This is a genomic window from Paenibacillus ihbetae (assembly GCF_002741055.1).
Classification (GTDB): domain Bacteria; phylum Bacillota; class Bacilli; order Paenibacillales; family Paenibacillaceae; genus Paenibacillus_AQ; species Paenibacillus_AQ ihbetae.
The window spans coordinates 4,572,375-4,587,035 of the sequence record NZ_CP016809.1 but is presented as its reverse complement, the minus strand read 5'-3'; the positions used below and the strand labels follow the sequence as shown (position 1 = coordinate 4,587,035).

Sequence of the window (14,661 nt, the reverse complement as noted above, 5' to 3'; positions counted from 1 at the left end):
GCGCTTCGACTGTATAAACGCAAGAAGACCTTTCTCGGTCGAGAAAGGTCGTCGTATACATTACTACAATGCTCCTCTCTCATCTGCCAGGCTATACGTTCCATCATGGATTGTCGTACAACCTGCAAGAATTAGCACCGTGCGATATTGCCGCCGGTTGCCGGGTTTCATAGGGCTAGTCCCTCCACCTGCTCTTGATAAGATTTCGCTGTATTTAGTTGTGTTGTTATATTGATACTTACTTTATATCATCCGTATATTTTCGTCAAGCATCTTTTCAAGCGAGCCGTCACATTACATCCCTTTCTCAATACCCTGTATTAACGCCTTCCGTTTGGCCCGATTACGGCTTGAAAGCTCCTAAACCCGGCGTTATACTAGACAAGTGCTATTTAGCCCCATGACGAAAGAGGTGAAACATGAAAATGGACGGTGACCCGAGCCAGAACGTGGAAGCGAAGGATGCACAACCGCATAGGACCAGGATCAGCTTACCGGCAGAGGGCAGCGTTATTTTTCATGCGCTTTTGTCATAGTTCTCACTTGGAGAAGACCAACAAAGCCCGTACACCGGCTAAGCTGATATCCTGTGCCTTGAATGTTCGAATGAAGAAGGAGTGATATCAGAATGAAAATCCGGTTGGTTGATGCGGGTGTATTTACCCCTGTTGATGATATCCAGATGACGCTGACGCCACCGGCCAGCGGCTTTTACTGGCTGGATGCGGATGTCGATGATTTAGCCGAGCTGCAGCCGCTCTTCTCCCTGCATGATCTTGCGGTGGAGGACTGCCTGAGCGAAGAGGAGCAGCGTCCGAAGATCGAAATATATGAAAACCATTATTTTATCGTTGTAAACAGCATTCGTTTTGATGATGAGGAAATTTTCCTCCGTGCCCTGAATATTTTCCTGGGCAGACATTTCATTATCACCGTGACGAAACAGAAAATTCACGAGCTGCGTACCGTCAAGCCCCTGCTATGGGAAGACGAGGTCAGCACGCCCGACCGGTTCCTCTACCTGCTGATCGACTTGGTTACGGACAATTACTTTTCGGTCGGCGACCGGATCGAAGCCCGGATTGAGAAGCTAGAGGAAGACATTCTTATTCATACCAAGAAGACGCATCTCAGCGAAATTATCGGCCTGCGAAGCGAGATCCTGTGGCTGAAGAAGGTGCTGGGACCGCAGAAGGAAGTTATCAATACGCTTAACAAAAAGGATCTTCGGCTGATCGACGACCAGCTGCAGAAATATTTCAGCGATATTTATGAGAATGCCGTGAAAATTTCGGAAACGTTCGAAACCTACCGCGATTTGATGGGCAACCTGCGGGAAGCGTATCAGTCTAGCATTGCGAATCGTGCCAACGAAATCATGCGTGTTTTTACCGCCATTACGACCATCTTCATCCCGCTGACGCTGATCACAGGCATCTACGGGATGAACTTCGACAATATGCCGGAACTGCATTGGGAATATTCGTATTACGTTGTGATCGGCGTCATGGTATTTGCCGGCCTGCTGATGTTTTATCTGTTCCGGAAAAAGGACTGGATTTAAATTACAGAGCATAGGTATAGCAGCATGTTATTAAAGAGGAGGCGTCCCTTGAGATCATTCGATCTTGCGGGGCTCCTCTTTTTCTATGCGAAGAGATGCTTCGTGCGCAGCTATCGTTCATAAAAAACTGCCCCACAGTAGATGCTCTACTCATGGGACAGCGCGATTCTGCAGTATACCTAGCCTTACCCGGCACTCGCTTGCCGGGATTCCTCTCGGCGGAAGCGGATCCGGATCAGACGCAGCCGCTCATACAGCTTCTCCGTTCCGCCAACCTCCTCTCCCCCCTTCTCCTGACCGTATACGCGCTGAAGAACCGGCTTGAGAAACGTGTCGCCAAGCTCCTCGAAAGCCTTCCATACCGCTGCCTGCTCCGCGTCCGGCACGGTGCCCAGCTCGGCTTGCACCAGCTGTTCGGTGTCGTAGCCTTCCTTCTCAAGCCCCTCCAGCTGCTCGATCAGATCGCGGCGGGACAGCGACGTACGCTCTTCCAGCTGCTCCAGCGTCGCTCCTTCAGCTATGCCAAGCAGCATCGAGCGGCGGATCCGGTACCGCTCCAGCTCCTGCTTGTATTTCTCCTCCTTCTGCTTGTACAACCAGGAGACGAACACATCCTCCGGGAGCCGGTCATAAACCCAATCCAGCGGGAAGGTTGTCGCGCGTTCCACCTTCGCCGTGATCTCAAGCCACTCCGCCCCGTGCTCGGAAGCTTTGGCAGGCCCGATTCCGGGCAGCTGCAGCAGCTCTTCCTCGGTCTGGGGCACGAACGCGCTGATCAGCCGCAGCACCCGGTTGCTGGCGATAAAGTACGGAGCCTTCCGCCCGGAAGCCGCCTTCCGGCGCCGCCAGGCGCACAGCTCGGTATACAGCTCCTCCGAGCCGTACAGCTCGCTGTAGCATTGAAGCTTCTGCACATGGAGATTCCTGCCGCCGATCTCCCCGGACTCGTTAAAAATCCCTTCGATGATCGGACGATACCCCTCCGCCAGCTTCCTGGCCAAGTGGTGGCGGTATACGCAGAGGAGCTCATTCCACGAGCCTCCTTCATACCAGTCGTCATCGGCGGCCTCGCCCTCGGGGTCGATGTCCCGCCAGCCTAGGCTCCAGACGCCCTCCTCCTCTCCGATCCATACCTGCGCGAAGCTCGAGTGCCCCTGCTCGTCCGTTTTGCTCATCTGATTCATGAACACGATTTGCATAACTCCTGTCTACCTCCCGTTATCACATTCTTTCAGTACAACCTCATGCAACGCAAAAAAGCACCCCAACTCCGCCGCAGCGTCGTTAAGGGTGCTTCCCGTTTCACTATGTTATACTGTTGGCTATATAGTACCATATTTTGTAACGGGAGCCAACAGGTTTTATAAAGATCTATCCGTTTACAGTCAGAATATCCTCCGGCTTATGGTTACTTCTCGGCAAGAGCGAGCTTGGCAAGCGCCAGCGCGCCGCACAGTCCCGCGTTATCGCCCAGCTGCGGCGGCACGATAAACTGATCGATGTTCTCGCGCAGGCTTGGATGGTGCACGTAGCCGGCCAGCAGCTCTTGAAGCTTGGTACGGATCATCGGAAACAGCTGCTCCTGCTTCATGACGCCGCCGCCCATAACGATCCGCTGCGGAGAGAGAATCAGCACATAGTTCATCAGCGCTTGAGCCAGATAGTACGCTTCCATTTCCCAAGCCGGATGGTCCGGTGTCAGTTCCGCCCCCGGAACTCCCCAGCGTTTGCCGAGCGACGGTCCTGCAGCAAGCCCTTCGAGACAGTCTGCATGGTATGGGCATGTGCCTTCATATCGATCCTCCGGATGGCGGCGGACATAGATGTGACCCATCTCCGGATGGGACAAGCCGTGGATCAGCTCGCCGGATACAACAGCGCCTGCTCCGACACCCGTGCCGATCGTAATGTACAGGCAGCTGTCCAAGCCTTGGGCTGCCCCCCAGGTATATTCGCCAAGCGCGGCTCCGTTAACGTCCGTGTCAAAGCCGATCGGAACTTCGAACCGCTCCTCCAGCGCTTTAACGATATTATAGTTGCTCCAATGCGGCTTAGGCGTCGTCGTTATGCAGCCATATGTAGGGCTGCCCTTCACCGGATCGATCGGCCCGAACGAACCTACGCCGATCGCTTCAATATCCTTGTCCGCAAAAAAGCTGAAGACGTTCGCCATCGTCTCCTCAGGGGTGGTAGTCGGGAAGCTTACCCGTTCCACGACCGTTCCGTCCGCGGTTCCAACGCCGCAAACGAACTTTGTTCCTCCTGCCTCAATAGCTCCAAGTAAACTCATGCTATTCATCCTCTCCACGTGTGCTCTCTTTCTCTTGGGTTGTTGTTAAACAAGCTCTATTCGTCAGCATATGGAAACATTCTTCTTCCGTCAAGCCTAATCGCGCTTGCGCGGACCTCGCCCCGTTCCCGAAGCTGCAAGCAGCAGCCAGGAAAAGAGGACGATCATGCCGGTCCAGGCCCAGGCGAGCCGGCTGTCACCGTTGCTTACAGCAACATAGATCGCTGTGGGCAGCGTCTGTGTCACCCCGGGAATGTTCCCTGCAACCATCCATGTCGCGCCGAATTCGCCCAGTCCCCTGGCAAACGCCAGAATATAGGCCGAAACCGCGGCCCGCCGCACGAGCGGCAGCGTAATCCAGCGGAACACCTGCCATTCGCCGGCTCCGGCCGAGCGGGCCGAATCCTCAAGCTCGTCATCCACCGATTCGAACCCGACGCGCATGCTTTGATAAACAAGGGGGAACGAAACCACGATCGCCGCGATGACGGCGGCCCCCCAGCTGAATACAACGGGCCTTGCGAACAGCCATTCCGCTGCCGTCCCTACCCAGCTATTCCTGCCCAATATAACAAGCAGAAGAAAGCCGACAACCGTCGGCGGCAGGACGAGCGGAAGCATAAGCAGCGTTTCGACCGCGGTCTTGCCGGCAAAGCGGCGCCTCGACATCCAACGCGCTGCCGCAGTACCCAGTATAAACGTAATCATGCTGGAGAGCAGTGATGTTTTTATCGACAGCCATACCGGCATCCAGAACATCTCGGCTTCCGTCACGGCGATTCCTCCACCACGTCAAAGCCTGCGTTCTTAAATATCGCCTTCACTTCCGGTGATTTCATAAAAGCCAGCAGCTCGCTTGCCTCCTCCGGATGCTTGGCCTGTACCGGCACAGCGGCGGGGTACTCGATCGGCTGATGCAGCCCCGGGTCGATTTCCAGGGACAGTACGGCTTTCGACGAATGGGTAACATCCGTTTTGTAGACGAATCCCGCATCCGCGTTACCGGACTCCACATAAGCCAGCACTTGCGACACATCCTTGCCGTACACGGCTTTGGACTCCACCTCGTTCCACAGCCCTTCATGCTGAAGCGCTTCGGCCGCATACTCGCCGGCCGGAACGGTATCCGGCTGGCCGACCGCCACAATCCGGACATCCGGCCTCAGAAGCTCGTCCAGCTGTTTAATGGAGGGCTCCGGTCCAGGCTCGATCAGCACAAGACTGTTCCGGAACATCAGCTGAACCGAGCCGGCTTTTACCATTCCCTTATCGACTAGGCGATCCATGGGCTCCACTGCGGCGGACACGAATAAATCGACGGGGGCTCCTTGCTCCAGCTGCTGGCCCAGGGAACCGGAGCCGCCGAAATTGTACCGGATCCGGATATGGGGATGCTGCTCCTCGAACAGCCTCCCTGCTTCCTCCATGCTGTCCTTAAGGCTTGCGGCTGCCGATACCAGGAGCTCCACCGGTTCTTCCCCGCTGGAGGCCTTGCCTTGAACGTCATTCCCCGAAGGACGATCGGAAGCGCAGGCTGATACAAGAAGCAGCATCGCTAACAGCGCAAGGATCATCATCCCCCGTTTCGGGAAGGTTCCGCAGCCGGCCATGTCAGGAAACCACCGCAGCGCCGATCAGATGGCTGAGGCTCTTCATCTCAAGCTCTTCGAGCTTCTGCAAGGCACGTTCAGGATCGACCGCCAAGCGGCATAAATCCAGCTCGCATTCCATCGGAACCTCGCAGTGGATCTCGGCAAGCTGGCGGGACAGATGAAGCATGTCCAGGTCGGCTTCGATCTTGCTTCGAACTCCCTTCGTCAGGGAATCCAGATTTTCAAGAATCCCTTCCACCGATTCATACTCCTGAATCAGCTTGACCGCCGTCTTCTCGCCGATCCCGCGCACGCCCGGATAGTTGTCGCTGGTGTCGCCCATAAGCCCCTTCACATCGATGACCTGCTTCGGCAGGAGGCCTTTCTCTGCATATAACGTTTCCGGAGTATATACCATATAATTGCCGTGGCCTTTTTTCATAATAATGACGGAGGTGGACTCATTGACAAGCTGCAGCAGATCATGGTCCCCCGACAAGATCATCACCTTCATGTCACCGCCGAACCTCCGGGACAACGTTCCGATGCAATCATCGGCTTCGTAGCCTTCGACTCCCAAATTCGGCATGCCGAGGCATTCGGTCACTTCACGTACGAGGGAAAACTGAGGGATCAAGTCATCCGGCGCATCCGGACGGTTGCCCTTGTACATCGCAAACTGCTCCGAACGGAACGTTTTCGATCCCATATCCCAGCAGCAGGCCACATGGGTCGGATTGAATTTATCGATTGCATCCCATAAATAACGCAGGAATCCGTAGACTGCATTCGTAGGCAGACCGGATTTCGTACGGCGAATGTATCCGCTGGATGCGGTAGCATAATAAGCTCGAAATAATAAAGCCATCCCGTCTACGAGCATTAAGGATGGTTGTTGATGGGGTATCACGTAATATCGCTCCTAACTATATGCTTCTGTCATGCATTGGTTACCATTATGATTCCTTGCCATTATACCATATCAGCCCCGGATCTTGGGGCTCCTATCAAGGCGTTTCTTTGAATTTCCTGCCTATTCCTTTCAGTCTTTGATCTAGGAAGACCAGCCTGGTTCAAAATCCCGCAAAAAAAGAAAGCATCCCCGGTCTCATGACCTTAAGATGCTTCCTCGTTGTATCCGCTGACTGGCCGGCTGGGGGCAGGGTGATTTCCGTTTGGCGGCATGATGCTCCATCAGCTCCAGCACCAACGTTCAGCTTCGAGACGATCTCGATTGATTTCCGGGTTGACCGGATTGTTCTTACACCCGCCGCTGACTTGATAGGGCTGCCATCCTACTTGCCCCAAGCCTCCTGATATTGCTCGGCCTTAAAACCAACCGTTACCCGCTTGCCGTCCGTCACGATCGGGCGCTTGATCAACCGGCCGTTGCCGGACAGCAGCTCGATCTTCTCCTCATCGGAAAGGCCCGGCAATTTATCCTTCAGGTTCATCTCCTTGTAAACCTCGCCGCTCGTATTAAAAAATTTCTTCAGCTCCAGTCCGCTCTTTGCGACCAGCTCCGTCATTTCTTCCTTCGTTGGCGCTTCTTCGAAAATATTTTGCAGCTCCAGCTCGTAGCCTTCATTCTGAAGCCATTTCACCGCATTGCGGCATGTGCCGCATTTCGGATATTGGTATACCTTCAATTTATTCATACGTTATGTGCTCCTTCTATGTCGTAAAAAATGCTAGGGTCTTGCTCTTTCAGCTTCGCAAAGCCGCTCCTTCAGCCGATTCATGTCGTCCGGCAGCGGTGCCGAGAACTTTACCGCCCGTCCATCCATCGGATGCACTAGCGTAATGCTCGAGGCATGAAGCGCCTGTCTTCCGATTGTATTGTCCAGCTTCGCCACCTTCTCATTGAGCGATGGCAGCGACGGGTCCGTAGCTGAGGCTTTGGCCCCTTCCGGCGCCGATATCTGGCTGTAGACCGGATGGCGGTACATCGGATCGCCGATCAGCGGGCAACCGATGCTTAGCATATGCACCCGAATTTGATGGGTTCTGCCGGTCTCCAGCTTCAATTCAACCAAGGAAGCGCCGCGGTATGCCGCAACCACTTTGTAGCGGGTCAATGAAGGGTAGCCGCTCGGCGTAACGATCCGCCGGTGAGGCTCGAGCGGGTCCCGATCGATCGGTCCGTCAATATCGCCCTCGGCCGGCTCAGGTTGCCCATGAACGAAGGCGACATATCTTTTATCCACGGTTCCGGCGATCATTTGCTCGGATATATGCTGATGAACATAAGGGTTCTTGGCGATCACAAGCACTCCGGATGTCTCCTGGTCCAGCCGGTGAACGGCCCGGAACCGGTAGTTCCAGCCTTTTTGCTGCCAGTAATGAACCACGCCGTTGGCCAGGGTATCCGTATAGTGCCCATGCGTCGGATGTACAATGATCCCTGCCGGCTTGTTCAGTACGAGGATAAACTCGTCCTCGTACACGATATCCAGTTCCATCGGCTGAGGCAATATATCGTCCGAACGCTCCTGCTCCATGCGGATTTCGACGACATCCCCAGCCTGAACCTTGACGCTGATATATACGCGCTCGCCGTTGAGCATGATCCCCTTATCGGTGAGCTTAAGACGGGAGAGCAGCTTCCGGGATACCCCCATCCGCTGTTGAAGGATCGTCTTCAGCAGCATGCCCTCCTCATGCTCGGATATGACATAGGTGATCGGCGGATAATACGAGTCCATCAATTATCGAAACACCTTCCCGCTGCGCTCGTACTCCACATCCGGTATTCCCGCACGGGCATTCGCCGCGCGCGCCGCCACGAAGAAATAATCCGACAGCCGGTTCAGATAACGGCGTACCTCCGGATTACTCTCGATGTCGCGCTGCAGCGTGACGGTCAGCCGTTCCGCCCGGCGGCAGACGGTCCGGCATACATGGAGGGCAGCGGCCAGAGGGCTTCCTCCCGGCAGAATAAAGCGTTCCAGCGGCGGATTGCTCTCCTCCAGCTCGTCCATCCACACTTCCAAATGATCGACGAGGCCGGCACTTACCTTGTATTTATCCTCCCGCGGCCTTGCGTAGGCGAGATCCGAGCCGCAATCAAACAGCTCATGCTGAATCTGGACAAGCTGCTGGGCCAGCTCCTCGAACCCGCTCTCCTTCGCCAGGCACACGGCCTGTCCTGTGAAGCTGTTTAATTCGTCAATCGTACCGTACGCTTCGATCCGCGGGTCATCCTTAGGAACCCGTCCGCCGATAATGGAAGTCTCACCGGCATCCCCTGTTTTCGTGTATATCTTCACTTGCACGTCTCCTCCTTATCCCGATTCCGGCAGCTTTCAGAATTTCATCTTATTATGCTCAACTATAGCACAACCTGAAGCAATTTCCCCAATCGTCTTCAAGTTACGAACGATGCCCGGATGCGAATAAGGCTGCTCTGGCGGGTAATTGGATCACCCACAGAACAGCCTTATCTTTATATATTTCATGTATCAGGATACTCGCGTTTATAATTTCTTTTTCGGGTTGGCTTTCATATACTCGTTAATCTTCAAATCCAGCAGGCTGCTGATTTCGATCACGATCTCCGAAGTGAAGGACTGTTCTTCAAGAAAGATCTGCTCCATCTTCCGGCGAAGCATGTGAATTTCGTCTTCCAAGGTGATTTCCTGAGGAGTGGATTTCGCTGATTTCATTGACCATTTACCGTGATCATTGTCTTCAGCCGTGTAATCACCACGGTAATTTGACAATTCATAATCACAAAACACTGGTGATCCCTCCTTGGAAAGTAAAATTCTGCTCCCAAAATAAAATTATAACATATTTCTAACCGATGAAAAGCAAAACTTTTGTTAATTCAAGGAAAACGTACAACGAATTCCTTGCTTATATCAATTTTTCCATAAACTTTCCTATTCGCTCCAACGCTTCGTTCAGCTGGGATATGGATGTTGCATAGGAGCAGCGTATAAAGCCTTCCCCGCCCGATCCGAAAGCCGTGCCTGGAACGGCAGCGACCTTGGCTTCTGTCAGGAGTCGCTGTGCGAAATCCTCCGACGTCATTCCCGTCCGCTTAATGCTTGGGAAGGCGTAGAAGGCCCCTTGAGGTTCATGGCAATCCAGCCCGACATCGCACAAGCCCTTGACGATGAGCCTGCGCCGCTGATTATACGACTCCACCATCCGATCCTTCTCGCCCATGCCGTTGCGGAGGGCTTCCAGCGCGGCTACCTGCCCCATCGCAGGCGCGCACATGACGGTGTACTGATGGATCTTCAGCATGGCGGCAATCAGATCGGAATGCGCGCACACATATCCCATACGCCAGCCTGTCATCGCAAATGCCTTTGAAAAGCCGCTGACGAGAATCGTGCGGTCTTTCATGCCCGGAACCTGGGCAAAGCTGACATGCTTGCCTTCATACGTCAGCTCGGCATAGATTTCATCGGAGATGACGATCAGATCATGCTTCTCGACCACTTCCGCGATCGGGAGCCAATCCTCATAGGTCATAATAGCCCCTGTCGGATTGCTTGGATAACACAGAATCAGAATTTTCGACTTCGGCGTAATCTTGGCCTCAAGTGACTCTGCCGTCAGCTTGAACTGATTCTCGGCCTTCGTCTCAATGCCAACCGGCACCCCGCCGCCCAGCGAGGTGATCGGAGAATAAGAAATATAACACGGTTCAGGTATTAGAATTTCGTCGCCGGGAACGATCAAGGCCCTCAGCGCCAGATCGATCGCTTCGCTTCCGCCGACGGTCACAATCATTTCATCCGCAGGGTCGTAAGCGACGTGGAAGCTGTCATTCAAGTATTCCGCAATCGCTTCGCGCAGCTCCGGCATGCCCGCATTGGACGTGTAGCCGGTAAAACCGCGCTCAAGGGAATAAACGCAAGCTTCGCGGACATGCCACGGAGTTACAAAATCCGGCTCGCCGACTCCGAGGGTGATGATGTCCTTGTTGCCGCTGACCAGATCGAAAAACTTCCGGATTCCCGAAGGCTGAATATTTCTAACACTCGGCGCCAGATAGGAGCTCATCGATTTCCTGTTTTGTTCTGCAAGCTGCTGTTCGTTCACAATCATAGCACACGCTTCCTTTACGGCGAGATCAGGAGACGATTGTCTTCTTCACGTTCTTCAAAGATAATCCCGTCTTGTTTATATTTTTTCAAAATAAAATTGGTCTTGGTCGACAGTACCGAATCGATCGGTGACAGCTTCTCGGACACAAAATTGGCCACTTCGCGCAAATTGGCGCCTTCCACTTCGACCAACAGATCATACGCGCCGGACATGAGATAGACCGACTTCACCTGAGGGAACAGATAAATCCGCTCCGCAATGCCTTCGAAGCCTCTTCCGCGTTCCGGCGTAATCTGTACTTCGATCAGCGCCGTGACCTTCTCGTCCTCAACCTTGCCCCAATTGACAACTGTCGCATATTTCACGATCACATGATCCCGCTCAAGCTCTGCAATGGAGGTCTTTACCTCTTCCTCATCGACACCGAGAAGGGTAGAGAGCAAAGCCGGCGATCTTCTCGCGTCCTCTTTCAGCAGGTCAAGCACCTTCAGTTTCAATTCGCTTAGCTCTTCCATATACGTATCCTCCAGCACTTGCTCCGATTCCCTTCATCAGCTGCAGGGTTCGGAAACAGAGATTAATACCTATATTACAATAACTCACATGGGATGTGCAAAACAAAAAAACCGACGGTTGTTCCCGCAAAAGCTGGGGCATGGACCATCGGTTTTTATACGGCAAGCGCATCGCTCGCATTTAGGATAGCGGCGGAACATTTGCCCCATGGGAAGCGACGTTCGGCTGGTGTGCGAACGGCCCCATCGCGGCGCTTTTTTGGCTGATGATGTCCCGCGCTTTTTGAACGGACTGCTGTGCCTGCTTATGCTGCTTGTCCACATCGACCTTCAGCGCATACGATCCCGCGGAATACATGTTTTGCTGCTTCATCAGGGCGTATAACTCTCCCTGCAGCTTCAACGTATCCGCCGTCAGGCTCTCGAACATATGCCGGACGGCGGGGCAAGATGACTCCGTTGTGGCCGTCGTGTATTCGCGAGCCGTTCGCTTCAGCTCGCCCAAAATCGTGCTGAGCAAATCCTGCTCCGGTAAGAATGAAGCATTGCCTATGGATGCCATGGATAGTCCTCCTTATGTTCATGTGCTCGATGCTAAAGTTGAGATTACTGGGGCTGTGCAGGAGCGATTCCGCTGTGTGCCTGAAGCATATTCACCAGCGTATCCATATGCTGCCCGTGACGGCTTGCGAACCCCATTAGCGCCTGCTGAATCGCAGGATGCTTGCTAGCCGCCGCAGTAGCCGCGCAGTGCTTGGCCAGCATCGCTTCATTCGATATGCAATCCGCGATATAATCCAGCTCTTTGAAAGTCAGCGGCTCCATTTGATGATTGGATATCATGTCGTTGTCATTCTCCTTTGCCATAAAGTATCGCAACCCTAGTATGCCTCGGGCAATAAAAACTATGTTGCGGGCCTCATAAATCCCCGGCGGGAATCCAAAACTAACATGGATCGCGATACGTTTTGAAGGAGGAACACGAAGGACATGATATTGACCGGCGGCACCACTCCCTGGACTTTTTTACACAACGAGCCCGTTGCGATATACCCCCGTTTAGAACATAAGGTCCATTGCGATGTTCTGGTGATCGGCGGGGGAATCAGCGGAGCGGCCATGGCCTATGTTCTGACGAAGCAGGGGGCGAACACCGTGTTATTGGAAAAAGAACGCGTGTGCAGCGGCAGCACCTCGGCTAATGCGGGACTTCTCCAATTCGCCAACGACCGGATGCTCTCCGAGCTGATCCAGCAGTTTAACGAACAGCAGGGCAAGGCCTTTTACCGGATGTGCAAAGATGCGGTGAAACGGTTATCCGTGATTGCCGGAGAGCTCTCCATCGATTCATCCTTCACGGAAAGAAACAGCCTCTATTATGCGAGCAAGCCCGAGGATGCCGGCAAGCTTCGACATGAGTATGATGTTCTGAAGCGCTGCGGGTTCGATGTGGAGTATTGGGATCGAGAGCGCATCAGGGCCGCCTTTCCTTTCGCAAAAGAAGCGGCGCTATACACCCGCGGAGACGCCGAGGTTAATCCTTACCTTCTCGGTCACGGCATGCTGAAAGACGCAAGCCTTCAGGGACTCCGGGTTTATGAGGACAGCGAAGTCCTCCATTGCATAGATGCCGGCAGCAGCGTCACCGCATATACGCAGCTGGGGGCGGTGACGGCCAAGAAAGCGGTATGGGCGGGAGGCTATGCCATGCAGGATTGGAAGCGGGACCGTCAGGTCGTGCTGACCAATACGTATGCGATCATGACCGAGCCGGTATCCGATCTATCCTCGTGGTACGAGCGGGCGTTGCTGTGGGAGTCCGGCAAGCCCTATCTCTATTTCAGAACGACGCAGGATCACCGGATCATGGCCGGCGGACTTGACGAGCCTCCCCCTTCTTCCGGCAAGCCCGATCAATTCATCGCGGAACGCGGCGGCAGGCTGCTGAAGGAAATCGGCCGCTTGTTTCCCGAGCTGGCCGAGGTAAAAATGGCTTGCGCCTGGGCCGGGATCTTCGCGTCTACGAAGGATGGCCTGCCGCTCATCGGGCCTCACCCCAAATATCCGAACAGCTATTTCATGGAAGTATACGGCGGCAACGGTACCGTGTTCAGCATGATTGCGGCGGAGCTGCTGGCCGAAGCCATTGCCGGCCGCGAGCCCGAAGAGCTGGCTTGGTTGTCCTTGACCCGTCCGGTCGAGGTACAGGAGACGAATTAAAACCGATACAATGCCGGCCAATGCAGCAAAGGGTATCCCGGGCATGAACTCCCGCGGATACCCTATTTTTGATGCTCGTCCCTTAATGTCCTCAATCTGCTTTACCGGTATAGGTCGCTTGTTTATCCCCGGCAAACAGCTTCCGCATAAAGATCCAGGAGCCGATCGGCGAAGCGCCCAAAAACAAAAGCAGCAAGGTGATCGTTAACGTATCCTGCCGTATGGACAACACCATGATAAACACCAGAAGTCCTGCGATTCTCCCTAATGTCAGGCTGAGCTCCCGAAGCACGACAAGCTCCACCCGTTTCTCCACGTTTTCCCGGTTCAGTCCCATCAGGTCGAAGCTCACCGATACGGACGGCAGCATGTACAGCGGAATAAACAGCGAGGTGCCGATACCAAGCACTAACAGGGTCGTGTAATTGACATCCAGCAGCAGAGGCACGATGACAAGCAGCATACACGCAGCGCCAATGAGCATGCCCGTTTTGCGATACTTCGGCTTGAACCATTTTCCGCATATCCAGTAGCTCACGAGCGAGACGGCTGAGGTGATTAGCGCGAATTGGCCGAGCTTGGCCTCGCGGTCGGTAGCGACAAATACGAGCAGCGTGATGAGAAAGGAAAATACCCCTTCCCGCATCCCCTGCACGGCAAGCCCCCAGACGGCATATTTCCACACTCCGCCCTCCTTTAAACGGTGATAGGCTTCGAGCCAATGGTAGCTGCCCTGGACCGGACGCTTGTGCAGGAAAAAACTGAGCACGACCGTAACGCCGTAAATGATCATCGAGACCGTGAAAATAAACCTGTAGCCGGACTCTCCGTGCATGATCGTGATGATCCAGCCCGCTAACCACGGCCCGATAATGCCGGTAATGGAGCCGAGCAGCCCGATCCAGCCATTGAACCAGTCCCGGTTCTCCGCGCTTGACACTTCGAAATAGACAACGTTAAAGGCCAGCCAAAATAATCCCAGCGATACGCCGAACAGCAGGCCGAGGGGCCAAATGTAGTCAACGGCATGCCCTCCTGCCCACAGCACGCATAAATAAAAAATCCCGGAAACGGCAATTCCGAGGCGGAGCGCATTCATCTTGTTGTGCTCCTTCACCCATTTCCCGGCAGCCCAGAAGGTTAGCCCCAAAGCGACTTGCTGGGCGATCGTAAACCAGCCAAGCATCGTATAATCCTGCCGGCTCTTCCACAGGTACACGTTCAGGAATGTGCCTGACAGCGCGCTCGATAGAATGAAGAGGCCATGAACGGAAAGCAGTAGGATAGCCTGGGGGTCCTTTGTCCATTTCATCTGCAGTTCCTCCCTTGCCAGATACACTGAAAGTCCTCGGATATTTTACCCTTTCCGTATCCGCTTCATAACGAAAAAAAAGGAACCGCTCCTCAGCGGTTCCC

The 14,661-nt window shown here is 54.1% G+C and carries 16 protein-coding genes and 1 riboswitch; of the genes, 2 read left to right on the top strand and 14 right to left on the bottom strand.

Going from position 1 to position 14,661, the window contains the following annotated elements:
- Positions 1-76 precede the first annotated feature (76 nt).
- A riboswitch (SAM riboswitch) is annotated at positions 77-204 on the bottom strand.
- 424 nt (positions 205-628) lie between these two features.
- Positions 629-1,564 (top strand): magnesium/cobalt transporter CorA, encoded by a 936-nt coding sequence (corA, locus tag BBD41_RS20605; RefSeq protein WP_077567850.1) that lies wholly within the window; start codon positions 629-631, stop codon positions 1,562-1,564.
- Between the two features lie 185 nt (positions 1,565-1,749).
- On the opposite strand, the gene BBD41_RS20600 is transcribed toward corA, so the two are convergent.
- The 13 genes from BBD41_RS20600 to BBD41_RS20540 form a co-directional block, all read right to left on the bottom strand.
- On the bottom strand, positions 1,750-2,763 hold the full coding sequence (locus BBD41_RS20600; RefSeq protein WP_077567851.1) for an HRDC domain-containing protein: 1,014 nt from the start codon (positions 2,761-2,763) through the stop codon (positions 1,750-1,752).
- 209 nt (positions 2,764-2,972) lie between these two features.
- Entirely contained in the window at positions 2,973-3,854 is an 882-nt protein-coding gene (locus BBD41_RS20595; RefSeq protein WP_099478586.1) for an ROK family protein, read from the bottom strand.
- Positions 3,855-3,950: 96 nt separating this feature from the next.
- A complete protein-coding gene (modB, locus tag BBD41_RS20590; RefSeq protein ID WP_223260533.1) occupies positions 3,951-4,628 on the bottom strand; it encodes a molybdate ABC transporter permease subunit in 678 nt (225 codons plus the stop codon).
- Positions 4,625-5,464, bottom strand: coding sequence for a molybdate ABC transporter substrate-binding protein (gene modA / locus BBD41_RS20585; RefSeq protein WP_099478585.1), 840 nt, complete (start codon positions 5,462-5,464; stop codon positions 4,625-4,627). The genes modB and modA overlap by 4 nt, the downstream gene beginning before the upstream one ends.
- Before the next feature lies 1 nt (position 5,465).
- Positions 5,466-6,329 (bottom strand): 5'-3' exonuclease, encoded by an 864-nt coding sequence (locus tag BBD41_RS20580; protein WP_206098332.1) that lies wholly within the window; start codon positions 6,327-6,329, stop codon positions 5,466-5,468.
- A 412-nt stretch (positions 6,330-6,741) separates the two neighbouring features.
- Complete coding sequence (locus tag BBD41_RS20575; RefSeq protein ID WP_099478583.1) at positions 6,742-7,104, bottom strand: arsenate reductase family protein; 363 nt, start codon at positions 7,102-7,104, stop codon at positions 6,742-6,744.
- 33 nt (positions 7,105-7,137) lie between these two features.
- Positions 7,138-8,151, bottom strand: coding sequence for an RluA family pseudouridine synthase (locus BBD41_RS20570; RefSeq protein ID WP_077569081.1), 1,014 nt, complete (start codon positions 8,149-8,151; stop codon positions 7,138-7,140).
- Between the two features lie 3 nt (positions 8,152-8,154).
- Positions 8,155-8,715 (bottom strand): cob(I)yrinic acid a,c-diamide adenosyltransferase, encoded by a 561-nt coding sequence (locus BBD41_RS20565; RefSeq protein WP_077567855.1) that lies wholly within the window; start codon positions 8,713-8,715, stop codon positions 8,155-8,157.
- A 207-nt stretch (positions 8,716-8,922) separates the two neighbouring features.
- Positions 8,923-9,186 (bottom strand): aspartyl-phosphate phosphatase Spo0E family protein, encoded by a 264-nt coding sequence (locus BBD41_RS20560; protein ID WP_007127268.1) that lies wholly within the window; start codon positions 9,184-9,186, stop codon positions 8,923-8,925.
- A 118-nt stretch (positions 9,187-9,304) separates the two neighbouring features.
- On the bottom strand, positions 9,305-10,510 hold the full coding sequence (locus BBD41_RS20555; RefSeq protein WP_099478582.1) for an aminotransferase class I/II-fold pyridoxal phosphate-dependent enzyme: 1,206 nt from the start codon (positions 10,508-10,510) through the stop codon (positions 9,305-9,307).
- Positions 10,511-10,524: 14 nt separating this feature from the next.
- Entirely contained in the window at positions 10,525-11,025 is a 501-nt protein-coding gene (locus BBD41_RS20550) for an Lrp/AsnC family transcriptional regulator (RefSeq protein ID WP_007127266.1), read from the bottom strand.
- Between the two features lie 181 nt (positions 11,026-11,206).
- A complete protein-coding gene (locus BBD41_RS20545; protein ID WP_077567857.1) occupies positions 11,207-11,587 on the bottom strand; it encodes a spore coat protein in 381 nt (126 codons plus the stop codon).
- Positions 11,588-11,631: 44 nt separating this feature from the next.
- Positions 11,632-11,868, bottom strand: a complete 237-nt coding sequence (locus BBD41_RS20540; protein ID WP_099478581.1) for a hypothetical protein — start codon at positions 11,866-11,868, stop codon at positions 11,632-11,634.
- 147 nt (positions 11,869-12,015) lie between these two features.
- Here BBD41_RS20540 and BBD41_RS20535 point away from each other — a divergent pair, with 147 nt between their 5' ends.
- Positions 12,016-13,245, top strand: coding sequence for an NAD(P)/FAD-dependent oxidoreductase (locus BBD41_RS20535; protein WP_099478580.1), 1,230 nt, complete (start codon positions 12,016-12,018; stop codon positions 13,243-13,245).
- 91 nt (positions 13,246-13,336) lie between these two features.
- On the opposite strand, the gene BBD41_RS20530 is transcribed toward BBD41_RS20535, so the two are convergent.
- Complete coding sequence (locus tag BBD41_RS20530; protein WP_077567860.1) at positions 13,337-14,557, bottom strand: MFS transporter; 1,221 nt, start codon at positions 14,555-14,557, stop codon at positions 13,337-13,339.
- Between the last annotated feature and the right edge of the window lie 104 nt (positions 14,558-14,661).

Excerpts from the sequence above, each read along its gene's own strand:
- corA (WP_077567850.1), top strand. The coding sequence starts at position 629 with ATGAAAATCCGGTTGGTTGATGCGGGTGTATTTACCCCTGTTGATGAT.
- modA (WP_099478585.1), bottom strand. The coding sequence starts at position 5,464 with ATGGCCGGCTGCGGAACCTTCCCGAAACGGGGGATGATGATCCTTGCG.
- BBD41_RS20540 (WP_099478581.1), bottom strand. The coding sequence starts at position 11,868 with ATGATATCCAATCATCAAATGGAGCCGCTGACTTTCAAAGAGCTGGAT.
- BBD41_RS20530 (WP_077567860.1), bottom strand. The coding sequence starts at position 14,557 with ATGAAATGGACAAAGGACCCCCAGGCTATCCTACTGCTTTCCGTTCAT.
- BBD41_RS20555 (WP_099478582.1), bottom strand. The coding sequence starts at position 10,510 with ATGATTGTGAACGAACAGCAGCTTGCAGAACAAAACAGGAAATCGATG.
- BBD41_RS20600 (WP_077567851.1), bottom strand. The coding sequence starts at position 2,763 with ATGCAAATCGTGTTCATGAATCAGATGAGCAAAACGGACGAGCAGGGG.
- BBD41_RS20570 (WP_077569081.1), bottom strand. The coding sequence starts at position 8,151 with ATGGACTCGTATTATCCGCCGATCACCTATGTCATATCCGAGCATGAG.
- BBD41_RS20550 (WP_007127266.1), bottom strand. The coding sequence starts at position 11,025 with ATGGAAGAGCTAAGCGAATTGAAACTGAAGGTGCTTGACCTGCTGAAA.
- BBD41_RS20575 (WP_099478583.1), bottom strand. The coding sequence starts at position 7,104 with ATGAATAAATTGAAGGTATACCAATATCCGAAATGCGGCACATGCCGC.
- BBD41_RS20535 (WP_099478580.1), top strand. The coding sequence starts at position 12,016 with ATGATATTGACCGGCGGCACCACTCCCTGGACTTTTTTACACAACGAG.
- BBD41_RS20545 (WP_077567857.1), bottom strand. The coding sequence starts at position 11,587 with ATGGCATCCATAGGCAATGCTTCATTCTTACCGGAGCAGGATTTGCTC.
- BBD41_RS20595 (WP_099478586.1), bottom strand. The coding sequence starts at position 3,854 with ATGAGTTTACTTGGAGCTATTGAGGCAGGAGGAACAAAGTTCGTTTGC.
- BBD41_RS20580 (WP_206098332.1), bottom strand. The coding sequence starts at position 6,329 with ATGCTCGTAGACGGGATGGCTTTATTATTTCGAGCTTATTATGCTACC.